General features: G+C 70.8%; 17 protein-coding genes. 7 read left to right on the top strand and 10 right to left on the bottom strand.

Annotation, left to right across the window (positions count from 1 at the left end; translation table 11 throughout):
• Positions 1-9: 9 nt before the first annotated feature.
• The 4 genes from CYQ11_RS13780 to CYQ11_RS13795 are packed head-to-tail and all read right to left on the bottom strand — an operon-like array spanning position 10 to position 3,147.
• Positions 10-1,329 (bottom strand): NADH-quinone oxidoreductase subunit D, encoded by a 1,320-nt coding sequence (locus CYQ11_RS13780; protein WP_099199360.1) that lies wholly within the window; start codon positions 1,327-1,329, stop codon positions 10-12.
• A complete protein-coding gene (locus CYQ11_RS13785; protein WP_099199359.1) occupies positions 1,329-2,225 on the bottom strand; it encodes an NADH-quinone oxidoreductase subunit C in 897 nt (298 codons plus the stop codon). Before CYQ11_RS13785 ends, CYQ11_RS13780 begins: the two co-directional genes overlap by 1 nt.
• Positions 2,222-2,776: a NuoB/complex I 20 kDa subunit family protein gene (locus CYQ11_RS13790; RefSeq protein WP_099199358.1), complete on the bottom strand. Its 555-nt coding sequence runs from the start codon at positions 2,774-2,776 to the stop codon at positions 2,222-2,224. The genes CYQ11_RS13785 and CYQ11_RS13790 overlap by 4 nt, the downstream gene beginning before the upstream one ends.
• An 11-nt stretch (positions 2,777-2,787) precedes the next feature.
• A complete protein-coding gene (locus CYQ11_RS13795) occupies positions 2,788-3,147 on the bottom strand; it encodes an NADH-quinone oxidoreductase subunit A (RefSeq protein ID WP_099199357.1) in 360 nt (119 codons plus the stop codon).
• An 802-nt stretch (positions 3,148-3,949) separates the two neighbouring features.
• On the opposite strand from CYQ11_RS13795, the gene CYQ11_RS13800 reads away from it, so the two are divergent.
• Positions 3,950-4,759, top strand: a complete 810-nt coding sequence (locus CYQ11_RS13800; RefSeq protein WP_099199356.1) for a C40 family peptidase — start codon at positions 3,950-3,952, stop codon at positions 4,757-4,759.
• A 254-nt stretch (positions 4,760-5,013) separates the two neighbouring features.
• On the opposite strand, the gene CYQ11_RS13805 is transcribed toward CYQ11_RS13800, so the two are convergent.
• Complete coding sequence (locus tag CYQ11_RS13805; RefSeq protein ID WP_146104686.1) at positions 5,014-5,427, bottom strand: hypothetical protein; 414 nt, start codon at positions 5,425-5,427, stop codon at positions 5,014-5,016.
• A 116-nt stretch (positions 5,428-5,543) separates the two neighbouring features.
• Positions 5,544-6,860: a hypothetical protein gene (locus CYQ11_RS13810; protein ID WP_099199354.1), complete on the bottom strand. Its 1,317-nt coding sequence runs from the start codon at positions 6,858-6,860 to the stop codon at positions 5,544-5,546.
• A 114-nt stretch (positions 6,861-6,974) separates the two neighbouring features.
• Here CYQ11_RS13810 and CYQ11_RS29510 point away from each other — a divergent pair, with 114 nt between their 5' ends.
• A complete protein-coding gene (locus tag CYQ11_RS29510) occupies positions 6,975-7,142 on the top strand; it encodes a hypothetical protein (RefSeq protein WP_181143655.1) in 168 nt (55 codons plus the stop codon).
• Positions 7,143-7,145: 3 nt separating this feature from the next.
• Here CYQ11_RS29510 and CYQ11_RS13815 read toward each other — a convergent pair whose 3' ends face one another.
• Positions 7,146-7,571 (bottom strand): ATP-binding protein, encoded by a 426-nt coding sequence (locus CYQ11_RS13815; protein ID WP_099199353.1) that lies wholly within the window; start codon positions 7,569-7,571, stop codon positions 7,146-7,148.
• Positions 7,572-7,787: 216 nt separating this feature from the next.
• Here CYQ11_RS13815 and CYQ11_RS13820 point away from each other — a divergent pair, with 216 nt between their 5' ends.
• Genes CYQ11_RS13820 through CYQ11_RS13830 form a run of 3 tightly spaced genes read left to right on the top strand, consistent with a single transcriptional unit; the run spans position 7,788 to position 9,053 of the window.
• Positions 7,788-8,645 carry a helix-turn-helix domain-containing protein gene (locus CYQ11_RS13820; protein WP_099199352.1) on the top strand — a complete coding sequence of 286 codons (858 nt, stop codon included), beginning with the start codon at positions 7,788-7,790 and terminating at the stop codon, positions 8,643-8,645.
• Positions 8,646-8,656: 11 nt separating this feature from the next.
• Complete coding sequence (locus CYQ11_RS13825) at positions 8,657-8,842, top strand: DUF397 domain-containing protein (RefSeq protein ID WP_099199351.1); 186 nt, start codon at positions 8,657-8,659, stop codon at positions 8,840-8,842.
• Entirely contained in the window at positions 8,835-9,053 is a 219-nt protein-coding gene (locus tag CYQ11_RS13830) for a DUF397 domain-containing protein (protein WP_099199350.1), read from the top strand. The genes CYQ11_RS13825 and CYQ11_RS13830 overlap by 8 nt, the downstream gene beginning before the upstream one ends.
• A 600-nt stretch (positions 9,054-9,653) precedes the next feature.
• Here the strand turns inward: CYQ11_RS13830 and CYQ11_RS13835 are convergent.
• Positions 9,654-10,262 carry an SUKH-4 family immunity protein gene (locus CYQ11_RS13835; protein WP_099199349.1) on the bottom strand — a complete coding sequence of 203 codons (609 nt, stop codon included), beginning with the start codon at positions 10,260-10,262 and terminating at the stop codon, positions 9,654-9,656.
• 84 nt (positions 10,263-10,346) lie between these two features.
• A complete protein-coding gene (locus CYQ11_RS13840; RefSeq protein ID WP_099199348.1) occupies positions 10,347-10,910 on the bottom strand; it encodes a helix-turn-helix domain-containing protein in 564 nt (187 codons plus the stop codon).
• A gap of 139 nt (positions 10,911-11,049) precedes the next feature.
• Here CYQ11_RS13840 and CYQ11_RS13845 point away from each other — a divergent pair, with 139 nt between their 5' ends.
• Together CYQ11_RS13845 and CYQ11_RS13850 are read left to right on the top strand one after the other, a co-directional pair.
• Positions 11,050-11,895 (top strand): class I SAM-dependent methyltransferase, encoded by an 846-nt coding sequence (locus tag CYQ11_RS13845; RefSeq protein ID WP_099199347.1) that lies wholly within the window; start codon positions 11,050-11,052, stop codon positions 11,893-11,895.
• Positions 11,896-12,016: 121 nt separating this feature from the next.
• Positions 12,017-12,781, top strand: coding sequence for a MerR family transcriptional regulator (locus tag CYQ11_RS13850; protein WP_104650990.1), 765 nt, complete (start codon positions 12,017-12,019; stop codon positions 12,779-12,781).
• A 400-nt stretch (positions 12,782-13,181) separates the two neighbouring features.
• On the opposite strand, the gene CYQ11_RS13855 is transcribed toward CYQ11_RS13850, so the two are convergent.
• Entirely contained in the window at positions 13,182-14,468 is a 1,287-nt protein-coding gene (locus tag CYQ11_RS13855) for a geranylgeranyl reductase family protein (RefSeq protein WP_099199346.1), read from the bottom strand.
• Between the last annotated feature and the right edge of the window lie 73 nt (positions 14,469-14,541).

A 14,541-nucleotide genomic window follows, 5' to 3' on the forward strand; every position in this document is an offset into this window, starting at 1 on the left:
AGACGTCGCTCACCGGTCTACGCCTCCCATCACGGGGTCGATCGACGCGACCGCGACGATCACGTCGGCGACCATGCCGCCTTCGCACATCGCCGCCATCGCCTGGAGGTTGGTGAAGGACGGGTCCCGGAAGTGGACCCGGTAGGGGCGGGTGCCGCCGTCGCTGACCACGTGCACGCCCAGCTCCCCCTTGGGCGACTCCACGGCCGTGTACGCCTGCCCGGGGGGCACCCGGAAGCCCTCCGTCACCAGCTTGAAGTGGTGGATCAGGGCCTCCATGGAGGTGCCCATGATCTTCTTGATGTGGTCGAGGGAGTTGCCGAGCCCGTCCGGCCCGAGGGCCAGCTGGGCGGGCCAGGCGATCTTCTTGTCCGCGACCATGACCGGCCCGGGCTGGAGCCGGTCCAGGCACTGCTCGACGATCCGCAGCGACTGGCGCATCTCCTCCAGGCGGATCAGGAAGCGGCCGTAGGCGTCGCAGGTGTCGGCGGTCGGCACGTCGAAGTCGTAGTTCTCGTAACCGCAGTAGGGCTGTGCCTTGCGCAGGTCGTGCGGAAGGCCGGCCGAGCGCAGGATCGGGCCGGTCGCGCCGAGCGCCAGGCAGCCGGCGAGGTCGAGGTAGCCGATGTCCTGCATGCGGCCCTTGAAGATGGGGTTGCCGGTGGCGAGCTTGTCGTACTCGGGCAGGTTCCTGCGCATCTTCTTCACGAACTCGCGCACCTGGTCCACGGCGCCGGGCGGCAGGTCCTGGGCGAGGCCGCCGGGGCGTACGTAGGCGTGGTTCATGCGCAGGCCGGTGATCAGCTCGAAGATGTCGAGCACGAGCTCGCGGTCCCGGAAGCCGTAGATCATGATCGTGGTGGCGCCGAGCTCCATGCCGCCGGTGGCGATGGCCACCAGGTGCGAGGAGATTCGGTTCAGCTCCATGAGCATGACCCGGATGACGCTCGCGCGGTCGGGCACCTGCTCCGCGATGCCCAGCAGCTTCTCGACGCCCAGGCAGTAGGCCGTCTCGTTGAAGAAGGGCGTCAGGTAGTCCATGCGCGTCACGAACGTGGTGCCCTGGGTCCAGTTCCGGAATTCGAGGTTCTTCTCGATGCCGGTGTGGAGGTAGCCGATGCCGCAGCGGGCCTCGGTGACGGTCTCGCCGTCGATCTCCAGGATCAGCCGGAGCACGCCGTGGGTGGAGGGGTGCTGCGGGCCCATGTTGACGACGATGCGCTCGTCGTCGGCCCGCTTGGCGGCCTCGGCGATCTCGTCCCAGTCGCCGCCGGTGACGGTGTAGACGGCGCCCTCGGTGGTCTCGCGGGGGCTGGTTGGTGTCGACATCAGCTGTACGACCTCCGCTGGTCCGGAGCCGGGATCTGAGCGCCCTTGTACTCGACGGGGATGCCGCCGAGGGGGTAGTCCTTGCGCTGCGGGAAGCCCTGCCAGTCGTCGGGCATCATGATCCGCGCGAGTGCCGGGTGTCCGTCGAAGACCAGCCCGAAGAAGTCGTAGGTCTCGCGCTCGTGCCAGTCGTTGGTCGGATAGACGTCGACGACGGACGGGATGTGGGGATCGGTGTCCGGGGCGCTCACCTCCAGCCGGATCATCCGGTTGTGGGTGATCGAGCGCAGGTGGTAGACGGCGTGCAGCTCGCGTCCCTTGTCGCCGGGGTGGTGCACTCCGCTCACGCCCGTGCACAGCTCGAAGCGGAGGGCGGGGTCGTCGCGGAGGGTCCGGGCGACGCGCGGCAGGTGTTCGCGGGCGATATGGAAGGTCAGCTCGCCGCGGTCGACGACGGTCTTCTCGATCGCGTTCTCCGGGAGGAGGTCCTGTTCCTCCAGCGCGCCCTCCAGCTCGTCGGCCACCTCGTCGAACCAGCCGCCGTAAGGACGGGGGGACTCGCCGGGCAGCCGTACGGTGCGCACGAGGCGGCCGTAGCCGGAGGTGTCGGCGCCCCGGTCGGCTCCGAACATGCCGCGCCGGACGCCGATCACGTCGCCGTGGTCGAGCCGCTGGCCGGGCAGGTTCTGGGCGTCGAGCTCCTTGTCCGGGTTGGGCCCGTCGGGGCCCGGGGCGGTCTTGCCGCCCTGGGCGGCCGGCGCGGCCTCGGGGGGCTTGCGGTCCGCGGCGGCGCCGTTGCGCTTCGGGGGGCCGCCACCGACACCGGTGCCGTTGGCGGCCTTGGTGTCCTTCGGGTCCTTGCGGTCCTCGGGGCCCTTGGGGTTCGGCTCGCTCATCGCAGCAGCCCCTTCATCTCGATCAGGGGCAGGGCCTTGAGCGCGGCTTCCTCCGCCTCGCGCTCCGCCTCCTCGCGGTGGGCGCCGAGCTTCTCGTTCTGGATCTTCTGGTGGAGCTTGATGATCGCGTCGAGGAGCATCTCGGGGCGGGGCGGGCAGCCGGGCAGATAGATGTCGACCGGGACGATGTGGTCGACGCCCTGCACGATCGCGTAGTTGTTGAACATGCCGCCACTGGACGCGCAGACGCCCATGGAGATCACCCACTTGGGGTTCGGCATCTGGTCGTAGACCTGCCGCAGCACGGGGGCCATCTTCTGGCTGACCCGGCCGGCCACGATCATCAGATCGGCCTGGCGGGGCGAGCCGCGGAACACCTCCATGCCGAAGCGGGCCATGTCGTAGCGCCCGGCGCCGGTGGTCATCATCTCGATGGCGCAGCAGGCCAGGCCGAAGGTGGCCGGGAAGACGGACGCCTTGCGCACCCAGCCCGCGGCCTGCTCGACGGTGGTCAGCAGGAAGCCGCTGGGCAGCTTCTCCTCGAGTCCCATTGCTGTGCCCCCTAGTCCCATTCCAGGCCGCCGCGACGCCATACATAGGCGTAGGCGACGAAGACGGTGAGCACGAAGAGGAGCATCTCCACGAGCCCGAACAACCCCAGGGAGTCGAAGGTGACCGCCCAGGGATAGAGGAAGACGACCTCGATGTCGAAGACGATGAAGAGCATCGCCGTCAGGTAGTACTTGATCGGGAAGCGACCGCCACCGGCCGGCTGCGGGGTCGGCTCGATGCCGCATTCGTAGGCCTCGAGCTTGGCGCGGTTGTACCGCTTGGGCCCGACGAGCGATGCCATGACCACGGAGAAGATCGCGAAGCCGGCACCGAGGGCTCCCAGTACGAGGATGGGCGCGTAGGCGTTCACCGCTCCTCGCTCCTTCCAGTCTGTCGACACTGACTGCTGGCTGACCGGACCCGGCGGGCGCTCCGCCTCGGGAGGGTGGTCACCGCGTGGTCGCCGCGAAGATCGCCAACATGTGAGGCAGTTCACAAGCCCGGTTCGACTGCATCCTATGCCCGCCGGTCTGTGATCTGCGACACGGCGTACGGCACCACGTTTGTGATCTCCACCACCTGACGAACGATCATTAAGTCGGATGAGCGGTGATCTTCATACGCGAAGCGGTTGAGTGATCACCAGAGGTGACATTCGGAGGCCCGACCGCTGGTCAAAGGGGGTGAGGCATTATCAAGCCGTGGCGGGTACAGGCAAATTGGCGTGATCGACTGTCAACTGATAATGAGCGCCACCCGCTGGGGCGACGGCCGTCAGCGCCGCCTCCCGGGCGGTCCGCCCCGGCGACCGACCGACGACGGGGAGGGGTCGGAAGCGTCCGCGGACCCTCGACGGAACGCCGGCTCGCGCTTCGATTCACGAGCGAGGGGGCAGGGCGGCGGTTGCGTGAGTTGTGCCACGCGCCAAGAGGTTCGGAGTCCGGTTTTGCTGGGTAGCCTCGACGCGCGAGCCGTAAAAGTGATAAGACACGGTCGCCAGCGGTTCGGTGGGGTCAAACGCCATGCTGGGGAGCCTGTTCGGGTCGCCCGTGCGGGGCGGGGTCGTGACCCCCCTGTGATCAAAAGCCCGAATTCTGAGCCCGTACACGCCAATTGTGACGCACGCCACTCTTCTTGAACTCAACCTGTGCGTACTGGTAGTCCGTTGTGCCATGTCCCCGAACGCGCACATAACCAGCCACCGGAAGCCCCGTCGCACCACGACCCAGTCCTGGGTCGTCCGCACGGGTGTGGCCGGTGGCGTCCTCAGCACCCTGGCCGTGGCCGGAGCGGGTTCCGCCTCCGCCCACGCCGTCGAGAAGCCGACCGAGGCGACGGTGGAGATGCCCGCGTTCAACGCGGCCATCGCCAACTCGATCGCCGAGAGCGCGGTCGCCACCCAGCAGACCGCCGACGACTTCGAGGTCCGCGCGCACGTGGACGAGGCCGCGACCCACGCCAAGGCCGACGCCAAGAAGGTGAAGGACGAGGCGGAGCGCAAGGCCGAGGCCGAGCGGAAGGCCGCCGAGGCCAAGGAGAAGCGCGAGGCCGAGGAGGCCCGCGCCTCCCGCTCCTCCGAGCGCGGCTCCCTGAGCACCGCCTCCACCAAGACCACGAAGGCCGCCACCGGCAACGCCGCCTCCCTGGTCGCCTTCCTGGAGGGCCAGCTCGGCAAGGCGTACGTGATGGGCTCCACCGGCCCCAACGCCTACGACTGCTCCGGCCTGGTCATGGCCGCGTACAGCCAGATCGGCATCGACCTGCCGCGCGTCTCCGAGGACCAGTCGACGGCCGGCACCCAGGTGGGCCTCGGCAACCTCCAGGTCGGCGACATCCTCTACTGGGGCCCGGCCGGCAGCGCGCACCACGTGGCCGTCTACGTCGGCGGCGGCAAGTTCATCGGTGCGCAGAACCCCAGCACCGGCATCGTCGAGCGCAGCCTGAGCTACTCCCCGCCCACGGGTGCCGTGCGCGTCCTGTGACGCCCGACGTCACCGTGTGACAGCTCGACGAAGGGCCGCCGTTTCCCCCGCTCGGAACGGCGGCCCTTCGGCTTTCCCCCGTTTCCCCCCGTTCTCCCCCGTTTCCCCCGTTGCCGGCCACCCGCTCGCGCGGGTGCGCCCAGGTGCCCACCCCCGTAGTTCCCTGGGCGCCCGGTCCCCCGTGCCGGTACTTGGAGTCTGCGGCTCCTCGCCCCTCCGCACAAACCTCTTCGGCCCGAGGCGAATTCCGACATTCAGGGTGCGCAGCGGAGAGCCGGGGCACCCCGGTGGCCGGTGCAGGGGTCGACGGCCCCCTGGTGGGTGCCGACGTGGAGGACGCCGTTCCCGGCGTCGCCGTCCACGGGAGGCGCCGTCGCGGCGCTCTGCTCGTCGATCACGGTGTCGCCCACGGCGCCGGGGCAGACGATCGCCTCGTGGCCGGCGGTGCCGCTGACGAGGGTCCCGGTCACCACGGTGCCGTCGACGGTGCACGTCACGACGGCGTGCCCGGGCTCCGCCGCGGCCGCCGCCACCAGCCCGGCGGCGGGCAGCGCGAGCGCCGCGGCCACGAGGGCCAGCCGGACGGCGCGGGGTGGCAACGGGCGCGGAGCCGGGCGGGGCCGGCGACGACGTGCGGTTCGCCGGACGGCGGGACGCGGATGCGGCATCGGTGGATTTCCTTCGCTGGGGGGTGTTTCCGGTCCGTCCTGCTCTTACTGCCACAGAACGGACTATTCCGATGCTTCCCGCCCAAGGGGGTGCTGAGCGCACACGATGGGGTGGATTAGGGGGTGGTGAAGTTGAGGGTGGTGAGGTCGAGGAGGGCTTCGGCGGGGGCGAGGAGGCCCTTCTGCGTGGTCATGTTGAGGCTGCTGACCATGCCGACGAGCTCGCCGGTCGCCACGTTGAAGGCGGGCGCCCCCCACAGTCCCCGCACGAGCTCGCCCTCGACCCGTAGCCAGCTGCCGGTGCGGCCCTTGACCTCCAGCAGGCAGGAGTACGGCCCGGCGGTCTCCGCGTCACGCCCACCGCTCGCGTTGACGAGCAGCTGGCTTCCCGGCAGCGGCTGCCTGCCGAGGCGGAGGGCGGGGGTGGGGGCCGTCCACGGCCGGGACAGCCGCAACACCGCGAGGCCCGGGTACGGCCGGGAGGAATCGGCCACGGGTCCCATCTCCGGGGGGAGGCGCTCGACGACCCGGGCGGGCACGCGGGTGCCGTGCCAGCGGTCGAGCACCTCGGCCTCGGCGGGCATCACCACCGACGAGAGGGACGCCCACGAGGTCACCACCGTGGTGCGGTCGACGAGCAGCCCGTTGGAGAGGACCCCCTGGGTGAGGATCGATACGGTCGCGGAGGCGACCAGCTCCTCGTCGACGTTCCAGCCGCCCGCCGTGGTCACGTGGACGTCCCCGTGGATGACAGTGCCGGTCCAGCCCGCCACGCTGTCGCCTTCAGGCACCACCCCCACGGGCTTCGCGCCCTCGCCCTCGCCCCGGTCGGCCTCGGCCAGCTGGCGTTCGAGCTCCTCGCACCGCTCCTCCGCCTGCCGGTGCAGCGCCCGGGCCCGCGCCAGCTCTTGCTTGAGCTGCTCGATCTCGGCCCGCAGCTCCACGTGGTCGTCGCCGAGGGCGCCGGCCTCGGGGCCGAGCGGCCCCGGCCCGGCCTGGAGCTGCATCTGGAGATCCCGGATGCGGTGTTCCCGGTCCCGGAGCGTGTCCTCCAGCCACCGCTCCCGCGCGGCGACCTTCCGGGCCTGCTGGTCGGCGACGGCCAGCTGCTGTTCCAGCAGCTGGACCTTGTGCGTCGGGCTCTTGCCCGCCTTGAGCGCGGCGGTGTGCCGCGCGCGCAGCATCTCGGTCGTCTCCGCGGTCGGGACGGTCCCGCGCTCCTCCGCGACGTCGTGCAGGAGGTTGAGGACGAACTCCCACGACGGCATCCGCTGCCCGCTGAGGTAGCGGGAGACGGTGGAGGAGTCGTAGCTCCGCCGGGCGGCGTACCGGCGCTCGGAAATGCCAAGCCCCGCGAAAAGCTCCCGCAACGCCTGCGCGAGCGCGCGCGTCTCGGGCGACAGCCCGTCGCCGAACGGAAGTAACTCCCCCATCGCGTGCTTCCCCCTTGCTGCCAGGCGGCGTGGCAGCACCGCTGCGCCTGCCGCAGCACGTCCGTCCCCGCCGACTCTGATGTCGTACACCACGGACAACGGAAAAGGGTGCCAATGAGCAACGACGGACGTGCAGTTCACGACCTCATCGTCTTTCTCGCCGTGCTCGCGACGGGCACGGTTCTGGTCGCGCTGGGGGTCGCGCCCCAGTCCCTGGCCGCCATCGCCATCGCCTTGTCGGGCCTGTACGCGGCCTGGCGGGGCGGCCACCGGGAGCCGTAGCCCTCACTGCTCGCGCAGCTCGAACCACACGCGCTTGCCGATGAGTTCGAGCCCGTCCCAGACGAGACTCACGCCGGAGTCGTAGGAGAGGCCGCGGACGAGCACGAGTCCGCGGCCCCTCTCGTCCCCGGCGCCCGCCTGTCGCCGGTACGGCCGCCGGCGCACGTCACCGTCCCGCACCCCGATGACGGCGTGCGCCGCGCAGACGGTGACCTCGACGGAGAGGGCGGCCACGCGCGCGTGCTGCACGACGTTGGTGACGGCGTCGGACACACAGACGCGAGCGTCGTCGATGAGCGCGGGGTGCCCGGTCGCCTCCAGCGCGCCGGTGACGAACTGACGTGCGAGGCGCGGGGTGGTGACGCTGACGGGCGCGGCCAGCTCGTAGAAGGCGCTGGGCCGGTGGGCGGGTGCGATGGCGGTACACATGGGTTGCTCCCAGGGTGATCAGCCGATGAGACGCGCACCAATGGGCGTGCCTGGGGCGGCACTTGGGCCTGACGGCCTGCTGCGCGATGTGGGTACGACCGTAGGGGCAACTATGCCCCGGAGCAAGGTTGTCGCAAGTTCCTGACCCGGACGATGGACCCGTGGCACGGTTGGCGCAACACTGAACACCGATAGGGAAGTAGGGAAGAGGGGCCGATGCCGCCAAGGGAGAACCCGACCGCACGACAGGTGCGCCTGGGCACGGAGCTCCGCAAGCTTCGCGAACGCGCAGGCAAGACGGCCCGCGAGGCTGCCGCCCGGGTGTCCACGGACCAGGCCAAGATCAGCCACATCGAGGCGGGACGCGTCGGCGTGAGCGAGGAGCGCGTCCGTCGACTGGCGACCTTCTACTCTTGCAGCGACGAGGCATTGATCGAGGCACTGTGCGCCATCACTCGGGAGCACCGGGGGCAGCACTGGTGGGACGAGTACCGTGGGGTGCTCTCGCCTGGTTTCCTCGACATTTCCGAGCTAGAGCACCACGCAACCGCCCTTCGCAGCATGCAAACGGTGACGATTCCCGGACTGCTACAAACCGAGGCTTACGCCCGCGCGTTGTTCGGAAGCGGGATCCCTGAGTTGCCGACCGAGGAGCTGGAAGCCCGCCTCGCCCATCGGATGAGGCGTCAACTTCTCTTGGAGGGGGAGGACCCGCCGGCCTTCTCGGCGATCATCCACGAGGCGGCCTTGCGGATGAGGTTCGGCGGCGCATCAACAGCGCGAGCGCAGCTCAAATGCCTGATGGCAGCATGTGAAAGGCCCCGCGTCACCGTTCGCGTGGTCCCGTTCAACAGTGAACGCTTCATCGAAGCCGCCACACAGCCTGTCCTCTATGCGGTCGGGTGCGTGCCACAGCTCGACACTGTTCAAATCGACAGCGCACTCGGCGGGAGCTTCCTGGACTCCGAAGCCGACCTCGAACGGTATCGAGCTCTCTTCACCGCAGCAGAGCGGGCCGCACTCTCGCCGGAAGAGTCACTCAAGTTCATCCACCATGTCGCAAGCGAGTCCTGAGAGAGTCAGCAGTGAGCCAAGAACCGCAATGGCAGAAATCGAGCTTCTCCGGAGCGAACGGAGAAAACTGCGTCGAGGTCGCGCAACACGGCAGGACCGTCTGGATACGCGAAAGCGACACACCCGAGACAGTACTGGCCACCAACCCCACAAACGTCCGCGCTTTCCTCCGCAGCCTCAAGGAGCAGCATGTCTGACGAATTGACGAGCGGGGGCTATGGAACAGATGTCCGCGCATGGCAGCGCTCCTCATTCTGTGCGGGGGGCGGCAACAACTGCGTCGAGCTAGCCCGCCCCGCAGCGGGACCCCTGCACCTCAGAGAGAGCGAAGCCCCCGGCACCGTCATCCAGACCAACCCCACCGCGCTCGGAGCGCTGATCGCGAGCCTCAAGCAACAGCGCGGCTGACCCGGGACCGCGTCCTCTACCCCCGCGGCTTCGCTCGCGCTGCGCCCTCGGGGGCCACCCGTGCGCGGCCGGACGCGCCGGAGCAGCCATGGAGAGGGTGCCCGCCACGGCACGAAGTGTGCGCTGCGCCGCTTCGCGGCTTGGGACGGGGAGGGGGCAGGGCTGCGCCCCAGAGGCCGCCCGCTGCGCGGCCGGAAGCGCGGGCCCTGCGCCGGGGCGGTGCCGTCCGCGGTGAGGAGCGCAGCGACGGGTCGCGCTTCGCTGCGCCACCCCACCAGCGGCACCTCGACAGCGGACCGGCGGAAGGACCGCGGCAGCAACCCGCACCGCAGCGCAGCGGAGGCATCGGTGCCCCCGACCCTAAGCCGGCCCGACACCCCGGCCACCGGACCGCAGCCCCGCCCCGTCCCCTTCCGCTGCCGGCGCCTTGTGCCGAAGGCGCGCGAGACGAAACCCGCACCCGGCCGAGCCGAATTCACTGCCCCACCGCGCCGAAGCCGCCCGAGCCCGCAACGCCGCCCCCGAAGAGCCGCCGGGCTGCGCCCGGCTCCGCACGCTGCGCGGCCGGAAGCGGGGTGCGTGGCGGGCATCGGCCGGCGATCACCCGTAGAGCGAGCGGGCTCCCGGGCTGTCGCCTTTGAAGCGCCGGCCCATGGCGATCTCATCGCCCACCACCGACCAGACGGTCTCGTCGTCTTGGAAGGGGAGCGGGTCGATGCCGCTCGTCTCCCGACGGATGCGATCGGCCTCGCCGTCCAGGCGCTCGAAGTCGGCCTCCTCGTCGCCCTCGTCGCCGCTGAAGGTGAACTCCGCGAGCAGGCGCTGGAACCGGAAGGTGACCTGGACGAGGGAAGAGACGTCCGTGTGGAGTTCCCGCACGGTCCCCTCGTCGGGGTCGAAGGCATGCACCATGCCGGATACGGGGTCGAGGGCGAGGTGCGCGTTGACCAGCCAGCCGATGACGGGCCAGTCGCCCGCGGCGTCCTCGAAGTCCTCGATGTGGACGACGTCCTGGACGAGGGGCAGCAGGCCGTCGTGCTCGTCGGGCTGACGCAGCGGGAACGTCCCGCTGGGGAGGCCGACGGTCTGCAGGAGGCGGGCGCCCTCGGTGTCCGCGGCGGCGGGCGGGAAGGCGGTGACGGGCAGAGTCGCGATCCGGTCCTCACCGAAGATGCCGGCGAATTCGCTGCGGGTGACGTCGAAAAGCACTGCCGGAACTCCGAACTCTCGTCGCGCCCTGGGCCCCGCGTACGGCGGGCAAGGCGTTGCGCGGCCCACACCTCCGGGTGTGGCTCACGCCCGCGGCTTCGCCCGCACGTGCATGCGTTCGCCCTGGGGCCCGAAGAGGCTGAGGACCTCCACCGGCCCCTCACCCGTGCTGCCGAACCAGTGCGGCAGCCGGGTGTCGAACTCCGCCGCCTCCCCCGCCGTCAGCACGACGTCGTGCTCGGCGAGCACGAGCCGTAGCCGGCCGCTCAGCACGTACAGCCACTCGTAGCCCTCGTGCGTGCGCGGCTCCGGTTCGTTGCGGGCGGCGGGGAGGACCATCTTGAACGCCTGCACCCCGCCCGCCTGCCGGGTCAGCGGCACCACCGTCGCGTCTCCGCGTTCGACCGGCTTCAGGCGGACGCGGGGGTCGCCGACCGGCGGGGCGCCCACCAGTTCGTCCAGCGGCACCTGGTGGGCGTGGGCGATCGGCAGGAGGAGTTCCAGGCTCGGCTTGCGGTGGCCGGACTCCAGGCGGGACAGCGTGCTGACCGAGATGCCGGTGGTCTCCGACAGCGCCGCGAGCGTCAGGCCGCGCTGCGCGCGCAGGCGCTTGAGCCTCGGGCCTACCCCGGCGAGCACCTCTTCCATCCCCCTATTGCAGAAACGGCAACAAGGTTTGTCAATCGGGCCGCCCCGAGCGCACCGTCGACGCCAGGGATCGACGCCTGGGAGCGCCAGGCATCGACACCCGGCATCCGATCGAGGACGAGCTGAGGGAGCGCGTGCGATGAGCCATGCGAGGAACGACTTCGACTGGGCCGCGATGGCCGACCTGCTGGAGCTGGAGGGGGAGACGCACAGCCCCTACGTGCGCCAGGCCCTGGAGGAGCTGGGGGACCTCGGCCCGCGCCGCGTCCTGGACGTCGGCAGCGGGCCGGGCGTCGCCGCGTGCCGGATGGCGGCGGCGTTCCCGGGGGCCGAGGTGACGGCGGTGGACGGGTCGCCGGAGCTGCTGGCACGGGCGGAGGAGCGGGCCGGGCGGCTGGGCGTTCGGCTGCGGACGCGCGTGGCGGAGTTCCCGGAGGGGCTCGACGGGCTGGGGGCGGCGGACCTGGTGTGGTCGGGGCAGGTCGTGCACCACGTCGGCGACCAGCAGGACGCGCTGAACCGGCTGGCCGCCCTGCTCGCGCCCGGCGGCGTGCTGGCGATCGTCGAGGGCGGTCTGCCGGCCCGTTGGCTGCCGCGCGACCTGGGCTTCGGGCGTCCGGGCCTCCAGGCGCGGCTGGACGCGGCGACGGAGGAGCGGTTCAGCCGGATGCGGGCCGAACTGCCCGGGACGGTGGCGGTGGTGGAGGACTGGCCCGGCATGCTGCGGCAGACGGGGCTCACGGACGTGAAGAGCCGGACCTTCCTCGTGGACCACCCCGCGCCGCTGGCCGACGGACCGCGGCGGTCGGTGCGGCGGTGGCTGGAGCGGCATCAGACGGTGGCCGGCGAGTTCCTGGACGCCGACGACGCGGCGACGCTGGAGAGGCTGCTCGACCCGGCCGACCCGGCGGGGGTCGACCGGCGGGCGGACCTGTTCCTGCTGACGGCGAAGACCGTGCACTTCGGGCGCCGGCCCCGGGGGTGACGGCCGCCGGGAGGGGGCGGAGGGATCGGGCCGGAGATTGCGACTTGCGGTTGCCGTAACGTCAACTTCTACGGTCTTTCCTGTGGCCGGAAAGACCGGCCCGGCGAGGGGAGCAGGGGCGATGGCCTGGTCGATCGCGGAGGTGGCCCGGATGTCGGGAGTGACGTCCCGGACGCTGCGGCACTACGACGAGATCGGCCTGCTGCCGCCCGCGTGGCTCGGGAGCAACGGGCACCGCTACTACGAAGAGGCCGATCTGCTGCGGCTGCAGCAGATCCTGCTGATGCGGGAGCTGGGGGTGGGGCTGCGCGAGATCCAGGCGGTCCTGGACAGCCAGATCGACCAGGTGGCGGTGCTCCGCGAACACCACAGGCGACTGATGGGGGAACGGGACCGGCTGGAGACGCTGGCCCGCACCGTCGACCGCACCATCGCCGAACTGGAGGGGAAGGACGAGAACGACATGACGAAGATCAACCGACCGGAGAACCTCTTCGAGGGCTTCGAGCCCGAGACCTCCCGCGCGGAGGCCGAGGTGCGCGAGCGGTGGCCTGAGGCGTGGGAGGAGTCCCGGCAGGCCGTCGAGGGGATGACCCCCGAGGACACCGAGCAGTGGCAGCGGGAGGTGACGGCGCAGATGATCCGCATGGCGGAGTTCATGGTGGCCGGTACCCCGGTCGCCGACCCCGCGGTGCAGGCCGAGGTGCACGCCCACTACCAGGGCGTGTGCCGGTTCTGGACGCCGAATGCGGAGGCGTACAAGGGGCTCGGCCGGACCTACACCGAGGACCCGCAGTTCCAGGCGAACTTCGACAAGATCGCCGAGGGCCTGGCCGGCTACCAGCGTGACGCGATGGTCGCCTACGCCGACGCCCGGCTGAACTGATCCGGCCGGACACCCATACCGAGCCCGGGGGCTCACACCGAGCCCGGGGGGGGCACACCGAGTCGTGGGCTCTCACCGAGCCCAGGGCTCACACCGCGCCGGGGGGCTGCAGACCCCCGGCCGTACGAACGCGGCACGCGGACCCGAGGGGGGAACGGGCGGCCGCACAGCACCCGACCGACCGCCGTACGCGGAGGACGCACAACGGGCGGGGACAACCGGGGGGGCGGGCCCCGGCTACGACCGGGTGAGCGTTCCGGATCCGGTGGTGCCCCGGTACGGGGGTCCCGGGCACCACCGGAAACGGAACGCTCACCTCATGGCTTCCGCCCGACAACTCGCTGAAACCGCACCAAAGTTGCCCGACGGGGTGAAGTACCGACCGGAGCCGCCCCGGCCGCTACGACTTCGGCGCCACCTTGCTCAGCCCGTTGATGATGCGGTCCATCGCGTCGCCGCCCGTCGGGTCGGTCAGGTTCGCGAGCATCTTCAGCGTGAACTTCATCAGCAGCGGGTGCGACAGACCCCGCTGCGTGGCGATCTGCATGACCTTCGGGTTGCCGATCAGCTTCACGAAGGCGCGGCCCAGCGTGTAGTAGCCGCCGTAGGTCTCCTTGAGGACCTTCGGGTAACGCTGCAGGGCCAGCTCCCGCTGCGCGTACGAGGCGCGGGCGTGGGCCTGGACGATGACGTCGGCGACGAGCTGGCCCGACTCCATGGCGTAGGCGATGCCCTCGCCGTTGAACGGGTTGACCAGGCCGCCCGCGTCACCGACCAGCAGCAGGCCGCGCGTGTAGTGCGGCTGCCGGTTGAAGGCCATGGGGAGGGCGGCCCCGCGGATCGGGCCGGTCATGTTCTCGGGGGTGTAGCCCCAGTCCTCCGGCATCGAGGCGCACCACGCCTTGAGCACCTCGCGCCAGTCCAGCTCCTTGAAGGAGTCGGAGGTGTTGAGGACGCCGAGGCCGACGTTGCTCGTGCCGTCGCCCATGCCGAAGATCCAGCCGTAGCCGGGCAGCAGCCGGTCCGGGCCGGGGCCGCGGCGGTCCCACAGCTCCAGCCAGGACTCCAGGTAGTCGTCGTCGTGGCGCGGGGAGGTGAAGTACGTCCGCACGGCCACACCCATCGGGCGGTCCTCGCGGCGGTGGAGGCCCATCGCCAGGGACAGGCGCGAGGAGTTGCCGTCGGCGGCGACGACCAGGGGGGCGTGGAAGGTGACCGGGGTCTTCTCCTCGCCGAGCTTGGCGTGGACGCCGGTGATGTGGCCCGTGCGGTCGTCGATGACCGGCGCGCCGACGTTGCAGCGCTCGTACAGCCGGGCGCCGGCCTTCTCCGCCTGGCGCGCCAGCTGCTCGTCGAAGTCGTCGCGCTTGCGTACGAGTCCGTAGTCCGGGAACGAGGCGAGGTCCGGCCAGTCGAGCTGGAGACGGACGCCGCCGCCGATGATGCGCAGACCCTTGTTGCGCAGCCAGCCCGCCTCTTCGGAGATGTCGATGCCCATCGCCACGAGCTGCTTGGTGGCGCGCGGGGTGAGACCGTCGCCGCAGACCTTCTCGCGCGGGAACGCCGTCTTCTCCAGCAGCAGGACGTCCAGGCCGGCCTTGGCCAGGTAGTACGCGGTGGTCGAACCGGCGGGACCGGCACCGACCACGATGACGTCGGCGCTGTGTTCGGTGGGGGACTCGGTCACAGTCGGCTCTCCCGGTTCGGCAGGGATCCGCAAGGATCGGCAAGGACGAGGGTCGACGCCGAGTCTATGAGCC

It is taken from the genome of Streptomyces cinnamoneus, assembly GCF_002939475.1.
In the GTDB taxonomy this organism is placed as follows: domain Bacteria; phylum Actinomycetota; class Actinomycetes; order Streptomycetales; family Streptomycetaceae; genus Streptomyces; species Streptomyces cinnamoneus_A.

Bases quoted from the DNA above. Each gene is read 5' to 3' on its own strand.
- CYQ11_RS13805 (WP_146104686.1), bottom strand. From the start codon at position 5,427: ATGCCGCATCCGCGTCCCGCCGTCCGGCGAACCGCACGTCGTCGCCGG.
- CYQ11_RS13800 (WP_099199356.1), top strand. From the start codon at position 3,950: ATGTCCCCGAACGCGCACATAACCAGCCACCGGAAGCCCCGTCGCACC.
- CYQ11_RS13845 (WP_099199347.1), top strand. From the start codon at position 11,050: ATGAGCCATGCGAGGAACGACTTCGACTGGGCCGCGATGGCCGACCTG.
- CYQ11_RS13785 (WP_099199359.1), bottom strand. From the start codon at position 2,225: ATGAGCGAGCCGAACCCCAAGGGCCCCGAGGACCGCAAGGACCCGAAG.
- CYQ11_RS13810 (WP_099199354.1), bottom strand. From the start codon at position 6,860: ATGGGGGAGTTACTTCCGTTCGGCGACGGGCTGTCGCCCGAGACGCGC.
- CYQ11_RS13850 (WP_104650990.1), top strand. From the start codon at position 12,017: ATGGCCTGGTCGATCGCGGAGGTGGCCCGGATGTCGGGAGTGACGTCC.
- CYQ11_RS29510 (WP_181143655.1), top strand. From the start codon at position 6,975: ATGAGCAACGACGGACGTGCAGTTCACGACCTCATCGTCTTTCTCGCC.
- CYQ11_RS13820 (WP_099199352.1), top strand. From the start codon at position 7,788: ATGCCGCCAAGGGAGAACCCGACCGCACGACAGGTGCGCCTGGGCACG.
- CYQ11_RS13790 (WP_099199358.1), bottom strand. From the start codon at position 2,776: ATGGGACTCGAGGAGAAGCTGCCCAGCGGCTTCCTGCTGACCACCGTC.
- CYQ11_RS13840 (WP_099199348.1), bottom strand. From the start codon at position 10,910: ATGGAAGAGGTGCTCGCCGGGGTAGGCCCGAGGCTCAAGCGCCTGCGC.
- CYQ11_RS13780 (WP_099199360.1), bottom strand. From the start codon at position 1,329: ATGTCGACACCAACCAGCCCCCGCGAGACCACCGAGGGCGCCGTCTAC.
- CYQ11_RS13815 (WP_099199353.1), bottom strand. From the start codon at position 7,571: ATGTGTACCGCCATCGCACCCGCCCACCGGCCCAGCGCCTTCTACGAG.
- CYQ11_RS13830 (WP_099199350.1), top strand. From the start codon at position 8,835: ATGTCTGACGAATTGACGAGCGGGGGCTATGGAACAGATGTCCGCGCA.